This is a genomic window from Bacteroides faecichinchillae JCM 17102, assembly GCF_000614145.1.
GTDB classification, from domain to species: domain Bacteria; phylum Bacteroidota; class Bacteroidia; order Bacteroidales; family Bacteroidaceae; genus Bacteroides; species Bacteroides faecichinchillae.
On the sequence record NZ_BAKK01000002.1, the window covers coordinates 117,169 to 133,578 of the forward strand.

8 protein-coding genes and 4 pseudogenes are annotated in these 16,410 nt (G+C 39.5%); 9 read left to right on the plus strand and 3 right to left on the minus strand.

Annotated elements, in window-relative coordinates:
• Window positions 1-56 precede the first annotated feature (56 nt).
• The 6 genes and pseudogenes from JCM17102_RS25730 to JCM17102_RS21470 all read left to right on the plus strand — a co-directional run bounded on the left by JCM17102_RS25730 (window position 57) and on the right by JCM17102_RS21470 (window position 7,394).
• Window positions 57-1,594 (plus strand): annotated as a pseudogene (locus tag JCM17102_RS25730) (BT2802 family ribose utilization protein).
• Between the two features lie 258 nt (window positions 1,595-1,852).
• Complete coding sequence (gene rbsK / locus JCM17102_RS01575; protein WP_025073707.1) at window positions 1,853-2,776, plus strand: ribokinase; 924 nt, start codon at window positions 1,853-1,855, stop codon at window positions 2,774-2,776.
• Window positions 2,777-2,813: 37 nt separating this feature from the next.
• Window positions 2,814-3,728, plus strand: coding sequence for a ribokinase (rbsK, locus tag JCM17102_RS01580; RefSeq protein WP_025073708.1), 915 nt, complete (start codon window positions 2,814-2,816; stop codon window positions 3,726-3,728).
• Window positions 3,729-3,751: 23 nt separating this feature from the next.
• The gene (locus JCM17102_RS01585; RefSeq protein WP_025073709.1) at window positions 3,752-4,756 is read left to right on the plus strand and encodes a GRP family sugar transporter; all 1,005 of its coding nucleotides are present in this window, start codon (window positions 3,752-3,754) and stop codon (window positions 4,754-4,756) included.
• A 95-nt stretch (window positions 4,757-4,851) separates the two neighbouring features.
• A complete protein-coding gene (locus JCM17102_RS01590; RefSeq protein WP_025073710.1) occupies window positions 4,852-5,841 on the plus strand; it encodes a nucleoside hydrolase in 990 nt (329 codons plus the stop codon).
• Between the two features lie 26 nt (window positions 5,842-5,867).
• Window positions 5,868-7,394 (plus strand): ADP-ribosylglycohydrolase family protein, encoded by a 1,527-nt coding sequence (locus JCM17102_RS21470; protein WP_033886413.1) that lies wholly within the window; start codon window positions 5,868-5,870, stop codon window positions 7,392-7,394.
• Between the two features lie 192 nt (window positions 7,395-7,586).
• Here JCM17102_RS21470 and JCM17102_RS01600 read toward each other — a convergent pair.
• The 3 genes and pseudogenes from JCM17102_RS01600 to ahpC all read right to left on the minus strand — a co-directional run.
• Window positions 7,587-8,321: pseudogene (locus tag JCM17102_RS01600) on the minus strand (endonuclease/exonuclease/phosphatase family protein); the annotation flags it as partial.
• 112 nt (window positions 8,322-8,433) lie between these two features.
• Window positions 8,434-9,983, minus strand: a pseudogene (gene ahpF / locus JCM17102_RS25735) (alkyl hydroperoxide reductase subunit F).
• An 85-nt stretch (window positions 9,984-10,068) separates the two neighbouring features.
• Window positions 10,069-10,635 carry an alkyl hydroperoxide reductase subunit C gene (ahpC, locus tag JCM17102_RS01610; protein WP_025073712.1) on the minus strand — a complete coding sequence of 189 codons (567 nt, stop codon included), beginning with the start codon at window positions 10,633-10,635 and terminating at the stop codon, window positions 10,069-10,071.
• Window positions 10,636-10,997: 362 nt separating this feature from the next.
• Here ahpC and JCM17102_RS01615 point away from each other — a divergent pair, with 362 nt between their 5' ends.
• The 3 genes and pseudogenes from JCM17102_RS01615 (at window position 10,998) to JCM17102_RS01625 (ending at window position 16,329) form a co-directional block, all read left to right on the plus strand.
• A complete protein-coding gene (locus JCM17102_RS01615) occupies window positions 10,998-11,516 on the plus strand; it encodes an NUDIX hydrolase (RefSeq protein WP_025073713.1) in 519 nt (172 codons plus the stop codon).
• A 100-nt stretch (window positions 11,517-11,616) separates the two neighbouring features.
• Window positions 11,617-14,627 (plus strand): annotated as a pseudogene (locus JCM17102_RS25740) (tetratricopeptide repeat protein).
• A 13-nt stretch (window positions 14,628-14,640) separates the two neighbouring features.
• Complete coding sequence (locus tag JCM17102_RS01625; RefSeq protein WP_025073714.1) at window positions 14,641-16,329, plus strand: TonB-dependent receptor; 1,689 nt, start codon at window positions 14,641-14,643, stop codon at window positions 16,327-16,329.
• The last annotated feature ends 81 nt before the right edge of the window (window positions 16,330-16,410 follow it).

The following is a 16,410-nucleotide window of genomic DNA, read 5'->3' on the forward strand; positions in this document are numbered from 1 at the left end:
TTGCATTTTCCATATAAATTCCCGAATATTGCGAGGCTAATACTAATGAAATTCCCATGAAAAGAGTCGATTCCGTTATCTCCCTGATATATTCTCTATCAAAAGCTGAAAAAAAGCATTTCTCCCTTTTAGTCGTAAAGGACAGGGATGAGAAAGATTATCTGGTGATTTATGATATTATCACAAAAAGTAAACAACCAAACGGAAATACAATAAAGGAGGAGTTTTATAAACGCAGGCCGAACGGGTCTTTTGAAGTTTCTATTCAATATTTATATGAGAAATTGACAGATGCTTTACTCATTCTCCGAAAGAAAAAAGACATCTGCTATGACTTGTTCAACAATCTTTGCAAAGCCCGCATGCTTTACGAACGTTCTCTGTTTGAGGAATGCTTCGAAATACTATCCGACACCATTGAACAGGCACAATATTATGAAAATAATGAGGTATTGATCATTGCCCTCAAGCTAGAACTCGAATATCTGCTCCGGCTGAACTTTCCCGGTATGACTGAAAAAGAACTTTTTCACAAACACTTTATGCAGAATGAAGCATTAAAGAAAATCAGGAAGATCACCGAACAATCCTCACTGCACAATCTTCTAAAATACCGTCTGGCTCACATCGGATCCATTCGGACAGCTCAACAGAAACAAGACATGAACGATCTCATGGTCAATGAGCTTTATATCGCAGCCTCGTCCGAAACCGAGGGAAACTTTGAATTAACCCGGAATCACAAGCTTTTTCAGGCCAATTATTTAATGATGACAGGAAATTACAAAGCTGCCTTAAACTCATACAAAGAGCTTGATCTGTTATTTGAGAAGAATCAACAGTTCTGGTCGAATCCACCCATTTATTATCTATCTGTACTCGAAGGAGTACTTAGCAGTTTACGTTTTGTCGGCAACTATGAAGAAATGCCTTATTTCCTCGAAAAACTGAAAAAGCTAATTACAACCACTTCATTCGAATTTAAAGTCAATGCAACTTGTTTGCTTTTTCAATACGAACTCTTCCCGTCACTTGACAAAGGAAATTTCCTGGAATGCACCAAGCTTATGAATCTTTATCACGAACCACTTTATGACAAAGAAGTATGGTTAAGCCCCATTCGGAAAAGTGAATTATTACTTTATACTACACTAATTCATATCGGAAATCAGGACTACAAAGCTGCCAAAAAGCACATCAGCAACGCAATTATAGATCATAACATCAAATATCTTCCTCTAATGAGAACCATTCGGCTGGTCCGCTTGATTGTTTATTACGAAATGCAGGAATATGACTTAATCCGGCACGAATCCCGATCCATCAGTCGAGGCCTCTCATCTTCTAAAGAACAATCATTCAAAACAGAACACCTCATATTATGGTTTCTGAACAAGAAGAATCTCCCAATCTACGAAACGAACGGGAACTATTCTGGGAAAAACTAACTCCTGAAATCGAACATTTATTCGATGATAAATTCGAAAACCAGCTACTCCGCATTTTCGACTTTACAGCATGGATAGAATCAAAAATACTCAAAAAAAACCTGACGGAAACTCTCCAACAGCATATCAATGCAAAAAAACTATGAGAAAGAAATTTATCTGATAAGAATGACATTGAAATTATATAAATAATCAACAGAAGTATAACCTTTACGCACCCTGAGAAAAAAGAACAATTCGTTAAATGACCTTGTTTAATCAAAGAATAGAATTCACATTCATTTCTCGATACATACAAGGCTCATCGAGAAATATAATCAATTTGAGATTATATAAATAGAAGATTAATGTAGAAAACGGTATATTATTATTTTCTTCTTTTGTACAATCCTAATTTAAATACCATGGAAATAACGTCCATTCATAGACCTAAGATCGTAGTAATCGGTAGTTGCAACACTGATATGGTTGTCAAGGCCAACAGACTGCCTGTGCCCGGTGAAACCATTCTGGGAGGAACTTTCTACATGAATCCGGGCGGCAAAGGAGCCAATCAGGCAATTGCCGCTTCCAGGTTAGGAGCCGAAGTCACATTTATCTCTAAAATAGGTTATGATTTATTTGGCCTACAGGCATTGGAAATATATAAATCGGAGAAGATTAATACTGATTTTATCTTCACTGATCAGAAAAGTCCATCAGGGGTAGCACTTATATCGGTCGATTCTTTTGGTGAAAACAGTATCATTGTTGCCCCGGGAGCAAGTCGCTCGCTTTCTTTAGAGGACATAGACAAGGCCAAAGAAAAGATTAAAGAAGCGGACATCGTACTTATGCAATTGGAAGTTCCTTTAGAAACAGTAGAATATGCTGCATCTATAGCTAATGAATATGGTAAAAAAGTAATCCTGAATCCAGCCCCGGCCTCTACGCTAAGCGATTCCTTTTTAAGTAATGTACATACCATACTCCCCAATCGTATCGAAGCCGAAATGTTGTCGGGAATCAAAGTTATGGATACGGAAAGTGCACATCGGGCTGCCGAAGCGATCGGAGAGAAAGGAATAGAAAATGTAGTTATCACATTGGGAAAAGACGGAGCTTACGTAAAAGAGAAAGATGAATTTACGATGATTCCGGCTAAAGAAGTGGAAACAATTGATACAACCGGAGCTGGAGATGTATTTTGTGGAGCTTTCAGTGTCCATTTGTCCGAAGGGCACAGTTTGGCAGAAGCAGTGAGATTTGCCAATGCCGCAGCCGCACTTGCCGTAACCCGTATCGGTGCGCAGAGTGCCATTCCTTATAAAAGAGAAGTGATAGTATAAGAATAAACCTAAGTCGAATATATAAATTTATTTTTAAATGAGAATAGTAGTTGTTGGAAGTTCAAATATCGATATGGTGGCACAAGTCAGCCATATTCCGGCACCCGGAGAAACTGTCGGTAATGCCAGGTTTATTCAATCTTTTGGTGGAAAAGGGGCGAATCAAGCCGTTGCAGCAGCAAGACTGGGCGGTTCTGTGACTTTTGTCACCGCATTGGGAAATGATATGTATGCAGATATCCTGAAAAAGCATTTCACAGAAGAAGGAATCAACACGAATTATATCATCGACGATTCCCACCACCCCACAGGAACCGCACTTATCTACGTTGCTAATAGTGGTGAGAACTGCATAGCAGTGGCTCCTGGGGCTAATTATTCCTTGCTACCCGAATCTATCACTCAATTTTCTGAAATAATAGAAGAAGCGGATATTGTTGTCATGCAAGCTGAGATTCCTTACGAAACAATTAAAAAGACCGCTTTATTAGCCAAACAAAAAGGCAAAAAAGTATTGTTTAACCCTGCACCTGCCTGTCTAATCGATGAGGAGTTAATGACAACCATTGACATACTGGTAGTTAATGAACTGGAAGCATCTTTCATTTCCGGAATCGAATATACAGAAAACAATCTGGATGATATTGCTCAAGCCCTACTAAGATCGGGAGCACGCAATATAGTGATCACGTTGGGAAGCCAAGGTGTTTACATGATGAATGAACGGGAAACGATACAACTTCCCAGTTTTAAAGTGAAAGCAATCGATACTGTTGCAGCAGGTGACACATTTTGCGGAGCATTAGCCGTAACTTGTTCCCAAAAAGGAATCAGCAGAGAAGCACTAAGTTTTGCAAATGCAGCAGCTGCAATCGCTGTGACACGATTAGGAGCTCAGTCCTCCATTCCGACTCTCGTTGAAGTTAATGCTTTCATCCAAACCATTAAATAAAATCTTTAAATCCTTTTGATACTATGTTTATAGTTGATAGCTACACATTAGCAGTCGTATTCTGCTTCATCACAATGATCTGTTGGGGTTCCTGGGGAAACACCCAAAAACTGGCCAGTAAGAATTGGCGTTACGAACTTTATTATTGGGATTACACGATCGGCATACTATTATTTGCCTTACTTTTAGTATTTACGTTAGGTAGCTTCGGAAGTTCCGGTGTAGGTTTTCTTGAAAACATACGACAAGTAAGTACAGAGAATATAGTCAGTGCACTAATCGGAGGTATTATTTTTAATGCTTCCAACATTCTCCTATCAGCCTCCGTATCCATTGCAGGAATGGCTGTCGCTTTTCCTCTTGGCGTAGGATTAGCGTTGGTATTAGGAGTATTCATCAACTATTTCAGTGCTCCCAAAGGAGACCCGATCTGGTTATTTACAGGAGTATTACTGATTGTTATCGCCATTATTTGTAATGGGGTAGCAGCCGGACAAAAGCAAAAGGGAAATGCCGGTAGTAATAAAAAAGGAATTATCCTTGCCGCAGTTGCTGGAATACTAATGTCTTTTTTCTATCGTTTTGTTGCCGCTTCCATGGATTTAAACAATTTCGAATCACCAACTGCGGGAATGGCAACTCCCTACACAGCATTTTTCATTTTCACCATCGGTATTTTTCTTAGCAATTTTGTGTTCAACACCCTAGTAATGAAACATCCTTTTGTCGGAAAGCCAGTCACTTATAAAGAATATTTTACCGGAAAAGCCAGTACACATTTAGTTGGGATTTTAGGTGGATGTATCTGGGGATTGGGAACAGCACTAAGTTATATCGCAGCTGAGAAAGCCGGAGCAGCCATCTCCTACGCATTAGGGCAGGGTGCTCCCATGATCGCTGCTTTATGGGGAGTCTTCATTTGGAAAGAATTCAGTGGTGCCAGCAAAAAGATCAATTTATTGCTGACTATTATGTTCATACTGTTCATTCTGGGACTGGTTCTTATCATTCTGTCGGGAGGAAACTAAGAGCCGGCGTAAAGTTACCTTTATATATTTATATCTTCAAACGTATAAAAATACAAAAGAAATTATTAACCATAAAACTCTAAAAAGGAAAGACAATGAAACAACTACTAATTTATCTGTTCGCAGTATGCTTGTTTAGTAATTGCTCAAATGACAAGCAAACCACAAATTTGATTTTTGATACTGATATGGCACCCGATTATGATGATGTAGGTGCTTTGGCAGTTCTGCATGCCTTAGCTGATTCGGGAGAAGTAAAAATACTCGCAACAGTATCTTCTAACAAGTGTGAGACGACAGTTCCTTGCATCGATGTAATCAATACTTATTTTGGTCGCCCTGATATTCCGGTTGGTTGTGTAAAAGGGGATGCTCCCAACCTGACCACTTGGCATCGAGAAGCACGTTGGACGGATGAATTACCCAAACGCTATCCTCATAAGGCTCAATCAGCCTCTGAAAGTGAAGATGCGCTGAAAGTATATCGCCGCATATTGAGTCTACAACCGGATACAAGTGTAACCATCGTAACTGTGGGATTCTTTTCTAATTTAAAAAACTTATTGCAATCGCAACCTGATGAGTATAGTAAGTTATCCGGAGTTGATTTGGTTAAAAAGAAAGTTAAACTACTGGTATCAATGGCAGGTAGAATGCCTCAAGGAAAAGAATTTAACGTAGAGAAGGATTCTACAGCTTCTGTAGTTGTTTTTGAAGAATGGCCTACACCCATTATATTAAGCGGATGGGACATTGGTAATGAAATCTTAACAGGTAAACGTTTAGCTTCGTCCGATATTCAAGGTAGTCCTATTATTGATGCTTTCTCAATGTGTCTCCCACAAGACAATCCTGAAGGCAGAATGAGTTGGGACCAGACAGCAGTCCTTGTTGCCGTACGCGGAGCCGCCCCCTATTTCAAACTAGAAAAAGGAATAATGAAAGCATTCCCCGATGGTAGTAACACATGGACAGCCGATCCAAAAGGCTTACATTCCCGACTAATCTTCCAAATGCCCATTCCACAACTGACAAATATCATAGAGGATCTAATGCTTCATAAGCCCCAAAATAAACAGAATTAACAAAACCTAAAATACAAACTCTTGAAATGAGAAAGAAATGTCTTTTAAACACAATCATTTTATCTGTTATTATTAGTTTATGTACTGCTTCCACCACTGATAAAGCAAAAGCTCTGCCTCAACAAACCACCCTTTCCAAAGTCCAATTATTAGACAAAATAAAAGGGGGATGGGCGGGACAAACCATCGGAGTAACTTTCGGCGGTCCTACCGAATTTCGTTTTCAAGGCACTTTCATCCAAGATTATCAAGTCATTCCCTGGTATGAAGGTTATATCAGTAAAACGATGGATGAATGGCCATGGCTTTATGATGATATATACATGGATCTCACCTTTGTGGATGTATTTGAAAAGAAAGGTTTAGACGCCCCGGTAAAAGACTTTGCAGAAGCGTTTGCTCAGGCAAAATATCCACTATGGCATGCTAATCAGGCAGCAAGATATAATATTCTTCAGGGAATAGAGGCCCCCGGACACTGGCTGAACAATCCTCATGCGGACGATATCGACTATCAAATAGAAGCCGACTTTGCCGGATTGATGAATCCGGGCATGCCCAACTCCGCTTCGCAAGTCAGTGACAGAATCGGACATCTTATGTGTTACGGTGATGGTTGGTATGGTGGTGTTTACGTAGGAGCTATGTATAGTCTCGCTTTCGTATCCGACGATATTCAATACATTGTAAAAGAAGCCTTGAAAACAATCCCTAAAGAAAGTGGATTCTATAAATGTATCTCAAACGTTATAAAATGGCATAAGAAGTATCCCAAAGACTGGAAACAAACTTGGTTTGAAATACAAAAATATCATGCGGAAGACATCGGTTGTCCGGAAGGAGTATTTCACCCCCTCGATATCGACGCTAAAATCAATGCGGCTTACATTGTTTTAGGGCTTTTATATGGAAATGGTGATTTCACACAAACAATGGAAATATCTACAAGAGCCGGACAGGATTCAGATTGTAATCCTTCTTCCGCCGGGGGGATATTGGGTACAATGATGGGCTATAGCAAAATACCGGAATATTGGATGAAAGGCTTAAAGGGGGCAGAAGACAAGGTATTTAAATATACATCACTTTCCTTAAACCAGACCTATCAGATCAGCTATAAACATGCTTTGGAAATGATACAGAAAAACGGTGGAAATGTAGAGCAAGACAAAGTTATAATCAATGTTCAAAAACCCAAAGCAGTCCGCTTCGAACAAAGTTTCCCACATATGGTTCCCATCGCGAAAGTAGATTTGAATAACCCGGATATTAAAACACTTACATTCGATTTTGATGGTACCGGATTTGTATTAAGAGGAGAAACAATCCGTAGAAACCATAACCTACCGGATGCCGAAGTGAAAGCCAAACTTTATATTGATGGGGAATTTATTGAAGAGGCTGTCTTTCCAACCAATGCCAATGCCCGTCGTTTGGATCTTTTCTGGCGTTATCAATTGCCTAAAGGAAAACATCAAGTAAAAATAGAAGTCCTGGAGGATAACTCTAATGCTCGGTTGAGATCATGGGATTATATCATCTATTCAGACTAAGTAAAAATAGAATATTCCAATAAAAAGAGACTCCTTTATTTTTACTGAAGAGTCTCTTTTTTTACATATTTTCATTTCTTACGAAACCATTCAATAATGATGACTAGCATTTCTGTCAATGCCAACTGATTTACACCTCATAGCTAAATAGCAATTGATATAACATTATCATATAAAAGACTATTTGTCCATCCGTAATTCTACAATCAACGGACGATGATCGGATGCTATCGGTTCATTCACTACTTCTGTAGATTTTACAGAAACTCCCTTCATATTACGTTTTAAACTCACAATATAGTCTATAGTCACTTTAGGTTTAGAAGCAGGAAAAGTTAATTGTTTAGGATTGGATATAATCTGGAATTCTTTTTGTAGTTCTTTGATGAATTCAGAGTCCGGTTGATCGTTCATATCACCCGCCAGAAACAAAGGCTTCTTGCAAGTAGAAACAAACTCCTTTAGTATCTGCAATGACTTTATACGATCTTCTTCCGTTAAAGACATATGAGTACAGCAATAAATATAATCCTTAAATTCTGCCATCACCAACATACGAGATTCTTCTCTTCCCGGCAAAGCCATCGTTTTCAAACGAACCGGGACTTGTTTAGACAGTATTCCTATTCCATATTTGCCTCCATCATGTTTAATAGCCGGAGCATAATATGCGTGCATCCCGGTGAGTTTAGCAAGTTCACCCAATACATATTTCTTCCCGCTTCGGTTAGTCATACTGTCCAATTCCTGTACAGCTACAATATCAGGAGCAGCTTTATTAATCACATCTGCTATGCGTTGGTAATTACAAATATTGTCCATGCCATTCCCATTTCTGATATTATAACTCATCAGCTTCAATGTATTCTGGGCTTGTACCGGAAGGATAAAGAGACTCGTAAGAATCAATAAAAAGATACTTTTCATGTTTTTCAATAGATTATAATTATTAGAATTCCCCAAAGATATGAAAAAAACAAAAAGCTACAAAGATATGTAGTCATACCTTTATAGCTTTTATTATCAACTTTTATATTCATCAGATATTTCCCCTGACCCGATCATCAAAGGCAGAAAGTGCAGCTTTTGCGCCTTCGCCCATAGAGATAATAATTTGTTTATAGGGCACTGTAGAAACATCACCGGCTGCATAAATTCCCGGAACATTGGTACGGCAAAAAGCATCGATCACAATTTCTCCCGGACGATTCGTTTCTACCAAATCGCGGAAAACTCCACTATTCGCTGTTAATCCGATCTGCACAAATACACCGTCCAGCTCTATCACACGTTCCTCTTCTGTCTTTCGATCTTTTACACGCAGGGCAGTCAGTTTATCTCCATTGCCAATAACTTCAGTAGTCTGAGAACTTACAAATACTTCTACATTCGATAAGCTTCTGAGTTTTTCCTGAAGGACTTGGTCAGCTTTCAACTCATCCATAAACTCGAATACAGTAACTCTGGAACAAATACTAGCCAAGTCAATAGCTGCCTCTATACCGGAGTTCCCACCACCAACAACCGCCACATGTTTACCTACGTAGAAAGGGCCGTCACAATGAGAACAGAAAGCAACACCTCTTCCTATATATTCCGTTTCGCCCGGAACATTCAGTTTCCTCCAACTTGCTCCAGTAGCAATAATCAATGCCGGAGTAGTCAGTTTCTCGCCTACAGAGGTAGTTACTTGTTTCTCTTTTCCCACAAGTTCCACTTTCTCAATCTTCCGATGTTCCAGCAGATCTACCGGATAACGCAACAAATGAGTTTTCAGATTATCAGCCAGTTCACTTCCGGTAGTTTCCGGAACAGAAATCAGATTCTCAATTCCTACTGTTTCTTTCACCTGACCACCCACACGTTCTGCAACAATCGCAACTTTCAACCTTTTCGGGCAGAATAGATAGCTGCGGAAACTCCTGCAGGCCCTCCTCCGGCCACAATCACATCGTATAGTTTCTCTTCCGTTGAAAGTGAAGCCTCATCAACCCCGTACTGTTCTTCAAGTTTTGCCAGTAACTCTCCAAACTCTCCACGTCCAACATGAATCAGTTTTCCGTCCGCAAAGACTGAAGGCACTCCTTGTATCTTCAATGTTTCCACTTCTTCCTGATTCAACGCTCCATCTACCATCTCATGTGAAATGGACGGATTTAGAGTAGTCATAGCATTCAACGCCTGTACTACATCTGGACAGTTGGTACAAGTCAGCGATACATAAGTAGTTAGGTGGATGGGACCCTTTAAAGCTTTTACGCGATTACAAACACCTTCATCCGGGAAATTCTTGCCTTTACCATCCAGATTCAATATAGCAAGTAGCAAAGAAGTAAATTCGTGTCCATTAGGAATACCTCTAAAAGTAATACCTGTACGAGCACCGTTCTTTAAGATCGTAAACTCCAATCCGTCCCCTTCATTCACAGAACAAGTCAGGTGATCGGAACAAGCAGCTACATCCTCCAAAAGTTCCAGAAGTTCATTCCGGTCTTCATGTTGCGACGATACATTTATATCGAAGGTAAAGTTCGCTCCCAACCCGGCGAAAATATCTTTTAATTGTTCTTTTAATGCTGAATCTAACATATTCTATCTCCTTTCATTTTTTTAAAAGAAAGGCCGGCAGCGTTTCCCGTTACCGGCCTTTCGTATACATTATCGAGGTAGTTTATCAAATTTTACCTACCAGGTCAATGCTTGGTTTCAGGGTTGATTCTCCCTTTTTCCATTTAGCCGGACAAACTTCTCCGTCGTGAGTTGCTACAAACTGAGCAGCTTCTACCTTACGAAGTAATTCGCTGGCATCACGACCAATGTTATTATCATTCAGTTCAACGACTTTTATCTTTCCTTCCGGATTTACTACGAACGTACCACGATAAGCCATTCCTTCCTCTTCGATATAAACTCCTAATGCACGACTCAAAGCACCAGTCGGATCTGCCAACATCGGATACTGAATCTTGCGGATACTATCAGAAGTATCATGCCAAGCTTTATGCACAAAATGTGAATCAGTACTTACCGAATAAATTTCGACTCCCATCTCCTTGAACTGGTCATATTTCTCAGCCATATCTACCAACTCTGTCGGACATACGAAAGTAAAGTCGGCCGGATAGAAGAATAGAATCGCCCATTTACCTTTCAGGTCGTTGTTAGTTATAGTTTTGAAAGCTCCGTTGTGGAATGCCTCAACACTGAATTCAGGAAGTTGAGAATTTAAAATTGGTTCCATAATCTTTTATTTTTTATTGTATTTAATTGATTGACTTATAACAGTAAAAACGATTTTTTGTTTTTCGTTTCTGATGCAAAGATAAAAGTAGAAAGGGGGCTTCTACAAAAAAAGTCCAATCGAATAAATCTATGCACTGATAGACGAAACTAATCAGTAAGCTCAGATTGATTAAGATGAACACCTATACTTTTTCGGCTATATAAACAGTTATTTCCAGACGTACGTCCAGGAATACTGATCTATATTACAAAATTCGGTTCTTTTCATACTTCATTTACTAAAGTTATATAAGTAATGCCCATTAATAACTAATTCTGTGTATTTTTGTTGTTTTAATACAAGAAACTATTTAGACAATGATGAAACATCCTCTTTCACTATTTCGATATTGCCCGGAATGTGGCTCTTCTCATTTTGAGATTCATAATGAGAAATCTAAAAAATGTGCCGATTGTGGCTTTGTCTACTATTTCAATCCTTCATCGGCAACAGTAGCACTTATTCTGAATGATAATAATGAGTTATTGGTCTGCCGCCGTGCCAAAGAGCCGGCGAAAGGAACACTGGATCTCCCAGGTGGTTTTATTGATATGAATGAAACAGGCGAAGAAGGCGTTGCCCGCGAAGTTTTGGAAGAAACAAACCTGAAAGTAAAAGAAGCCACTTACCTATTTTCACTGCCTAATATCTATATCTATTCCGGTTTTCCAGTTCATACCTTGGACATGTTTTTCCGTTGTACCGTAGAAAATACGGAACACTTTTCTGCAAGGGATGATGTATCCGACTCCTTTTTTGTACCGTTATCTAAGGTCAATCCGGAGGAATTTGGACTGGATTCTATCTGTCAAGGACTTAAAAAGTTCTTATCAATATAGATAAAGCATTAAAATACAGGCATATTTTATTTTTATCATTATCTTTGTGACCGTCATTTATTTAATGATTATTATGGCACCTTTGCATAAATACCCAATTATGAAAAAAGAAATTACCAGACTTATTTGTACAGCCATCTGCTGCACACCAATCATGGGATTGGCTCAGACGAGTGAACAGATTACTTCTCCCGACAACCTTTACAAAGAAGGAAAAGAGCTTTTCCTTGAAAAAAATTATGCGGCAGCTGTACCTGCCTTAAAAGCTTTCGTAAAACAAAAACCAGTAGCCAGTCTTCGTCAAGAAGCTGAATATATGCTGGTAAGCTCTGCTTATGAGCTGAAAGACAAAAACCGTATTGAACTGTTGCGTGGATACCTTGATCGTTATCCTGATACACCACATGCCAACCGCATTTATGCACTTATAGCTTCCTGCTATTTTTATGAAGGAAAGTATGACGAAGCTTTAGCTCTTTTCAACTCGGCACGACTTGATTTATTGAGCAACGCAGAACGTGACGATTGTACCTATCAGTTGGCAACATGTTACCTGAAAACGGATAATCTGAAGGAAGCAGCTATATGGTTTGAAACCTTACGTGCCAGCAGTCCTAAATATGCAAAAGATTGTAGTTATTATCTGGCTTATATCCGGTATTCGCAAAGACGTTATGACGAAGCATTAAAAGACTTTCTCCCTTTGCAGGATGATCCGAAGTACAAAGCATTAGTACCTTATTATATTGCAGAAATTTATGCAATCAAAAAGAACTACGATAAGTCTCAGATCGTAGCACAAAACTATTTGTCGGCTTATCCGAATAACGAGCACGCTGCTGAAATGTACCGTATTTTAGGAGACGCGTACTATCATTTCGGACAATATCAACAGGCAATAGAAGCATTCAATAATTATCTGGACAGAGATCAATCTGCTCCACGACGTGATGCGCTTTATATGTTAGGACTCTCTTATTATCAAACAAAAGTCTATACCAAAGCTGTGGAAACGCTAGGTAAAGTAACTACCACCAACGATGCCCTGACACAAAATGCCAATCTGCATATGGGCCTTGCTACTTACAATTAGCAGAGAAAAATAAAGCTCGTATGGCTTTCGAACAAGCAGCTGCTTCCGATGCGAATATTCAAGTAAAAGAACTAGCAGCTTACAATTATGCCCTTTGTCTGCATGAAACCTCTTTCTCTGCTTTCGGCGAATCAGTAACTGCATTTGAGAAATTCCTGAATGAGTTCCCTACGTCACCATATGCAGAAAAGGTGAGTAGTTATCTGGTGGAAGTCTATATGACTACCCGAAGTTATGACGCTGCATTGAAATCTATCGACCGTATCGCACATCCAAGTGCACAAATATTAGAAGCAAAACAGAAGATTTTGTTCCAACTGGGTACACAGGCTTTTGCTAATGCAAACTTTGAACAAGCCCTCAGCTATTTGAACCAATCAATCAATCTTGGTCAATACAACCGTCAGACTAAAGCAGACGCTTATTATTGGTGTGGAGAATCCTATTATCGCCTGAATCGGATGACTGAAGCAGCGCGTGACTTCAACGCTTATCTGCAACTGACATCACAACCTAATAATGAAATGTATGCACTCGCCAACTATAATCTAGGTTACATCGCTTTCCACCGGAAAGACTATACTCAAGCGAGTAATTATTTCCAGAAATACATTCAGCTGGAGAAAGGTGAAAACACTACAGCTCTGGCAGATGCGTACAATCGTATTGGTGACTGCCATTTGAATATACGCGACTTTGAAGAGGCTAAACGTTATTATTCACAAGCAGAACAAATGAATACTCCTTCCGGAGATTATTCTTTCTATCAACTCGCTCTCGTTTCCGGTTTGCAGAAAGACTACAGTGGTAAGATCACTCTTTTAAATCGTCTGATTGGTAAGTACCCGTCTTCACCTTATGCAGTGAATGCTCTTTATGAGAAAGGACGTTCCTATGTGTTTATGGAAAACAATGCTCAGGCAATTACCTCTTTCAAAGAATTATTAAATAGATATCCCGAAAGCCCTGTCAGCAGAAAAGCAGCAGCAGAAATTGGCTTGTTATATTACCAGAACGGAGATTTCAATCAGGCAATCCCAGCCTACAAACAAGTAATTGAGAAATATCCGGGTAGTGAAGAAGCACGCCTTGCTATGCTTGACTTGAAATCTATTTATGTTGATATGAACCGTATCGACGAGTTCGCAGCTTTGGCTAATGCAATGCCTGGTAACATTCGTTTCGATACCAACGAACAGGACTCTTTGACTTACGTTGCTGCGGAAAAGATTTACATGAAAGGACGGGCAGAAGAGGCTAAAAGCAGCTTTGAAAAATATTTGCAATCTTTCCCGGAAGGAGCCTTTAGTCTGAATGCTCATTACTATCTCTGTCTGATCTGGAACGAGCAAAAGAATTATGATATGGTGTTGGAACATTCCGGCAAGCTGCTTGAATATCCTAATAATCCGTTTGCTGAAGAAGCATTGGTAATGCGCGCAGAAGTGCAGTTCAATAAACTCCAAATGGAAGAAGCCCTAGCTAGTTACAAGATGTTGAAAGAAAAGGCAAGTAATGTAGAACATCGTCAGCTAGCTGAGACTGGTATTCTACGTTGTGCATATGCTTTGAGAGATGATGTAGAAACGATTCAGGCAGCTACGGACCTGTTGGCAGAAGCCAAACTAAGCCCGGAACTGAGAAACGAGGCTCTTTACTATCGTGGCAAAGCATATTTGAAACAGAAAGCGGACACGAAAGCATTGGCCGATTTGCGTGAACTAGCCAAAGATACTCGTAACCTTTATGGTGCCGAAGCAAAATATTTGGTTGCTCAATCACTTTATGATGCCCATCAATATACTGCAGCAGAAAAAGAACTTCTCGGCTATATCGAACAAAGTACGCCTCACGCCTATTGGCTGGCACGTAGCTTCGTCCTTTTATCGGATGTATACGTTGCTATGGGCAAAGACCTGGATGCACGCCAATATCTGTTGAGTTTGCAACAGAATTATAAAGGCGATGACGATATCGAGAGCATGATTGAAAGCAGACTACAGAAACTTAATAAATAAAAGATTGAAGAATATGAAACGATCTCTTTATATAGCAGGAGGGCTTACACTAGTAGCTTTAATGCCATTCGAACTCCAAGCCCAGACTACTCAACCCAAAGATACAACTATGAACCGTACTGTAGTTGTAGAACAAGAATATAATCCGGATATCATGGACGCTTCCAAAGTAAACGTCCTTCCCAAAGTAGAAGAACCGACCATCTCTAAAAAAGAGGTAGAATATGCAATCGGATTCCTACCGGCAAGTTCTATCCCGGCAGATTTGATGCGCCCTTACACCGGAACTGAAATCCAGCCCGGCAGTAAACTCGGATATGTACGTGCCGGATATGGTAATTACGGCAATCTGGATGTACTTGCCAATTACTTATTTAAAATTTCAGACAAAGATAAACTGAATCTACGTTTCCAGATGGATGGGATGGACGGCAAACTAACCATACCAACGCAAGAAGAGAAATGGAAAGCTTACTATTACCGTACGCGTGCCAACATGGACTATATCCATCAATTCAACAAAGTTGATCTTAACATCGCTGCAAACTTCGGACTCAGCAACTTCAACCTTGCTCCCAATGAACCGAGCAAGCAAAAATTTACGGAAGCTGATTTTCATTTAGGTGTAAAATCGACCGATGAAACTTATCCGGTACAGTTCAAAGCTGAAACTAATTTCATGATGTATAATCGTCAGAATAACAATCTTCTGTTCTTCAACGAGACATTGGGAGAAACCCAGATCCGCACGAAAGGATTAGTTAGTGGCGCTATCAGTGATGAACAAAGCATTAATATAGGATTGGATATGCGCAATATCTTTTACAACAAAGATCTCAAATTGAACGAGATACCTGTTTATGAAGACCGTACTACTTTAGACCTGAATCCTTACTATAAACTTCAGAGCGACAATTGGAACTTACGTATTGGAGCTAATGTAGATTTCTCTTTTGGTAGCGGAAAGACTCTTCGCGTTTCTCCTGATGTAGTTGCCCAATATATCTTCTCTGAGAGCTATGTGCTTTATGCCCAAGCTACCGGAGGTAAACTGGTTAATGACTTCCGCAGATTGGAAGCACTTTGTCCATACGCACTTCCTGTAAATGCAATTCAGGATACTTACGAACAGTTCAATGCCGCTTTAGGTTTCAAAGCAAGCCCTTATCCGGGATTATGGTTTAATTTGTATGGGGGCTATCAGGATTTGAAAGATGATCTGTACCAAGTGAGTGAAGAAGTAGATAATAATGCAGGTCCGGACAGCGAACCAATGCCTTATCAGTTCCTGAACATGGCAATGACTAATTCTCATAACTTCTACGCTGGAATGAAGATCAGCTATGAGTATAAAGACATCGTTACGTTATCCGCATCGGGTACTTATCGTAACTGGGATTCTAAAGAAGATTATGCTCTATTGCTGAAACCGGCATGTGAATTTAACTTCAACGCGACTTTCAAACCGATAAAAGAATTGGGTATCAATATCGGTTATGATTATATCGGTCGCGAAGATGTTAAAGAATTCGGTAAACTTTCTGCAGTCAGTGACCTTTATGCAGGAGCCAGCTATAATGTATTCAAAGGAGTTTCTGTTTATGCACGAATCAATAACCTGATGAATAAGAAGTATCAATACTACCTTGGTTATCCTACAGAAGGATTTAATTTCATTGGTGGATTGAGTTTCAGCTTCTAATTAATATTGAAAACTGATACAAAGAAATACTATAAAACTCAGGTTTCAGAAGTTTCTAAAGAAGGGAATGCCCTTGTTACA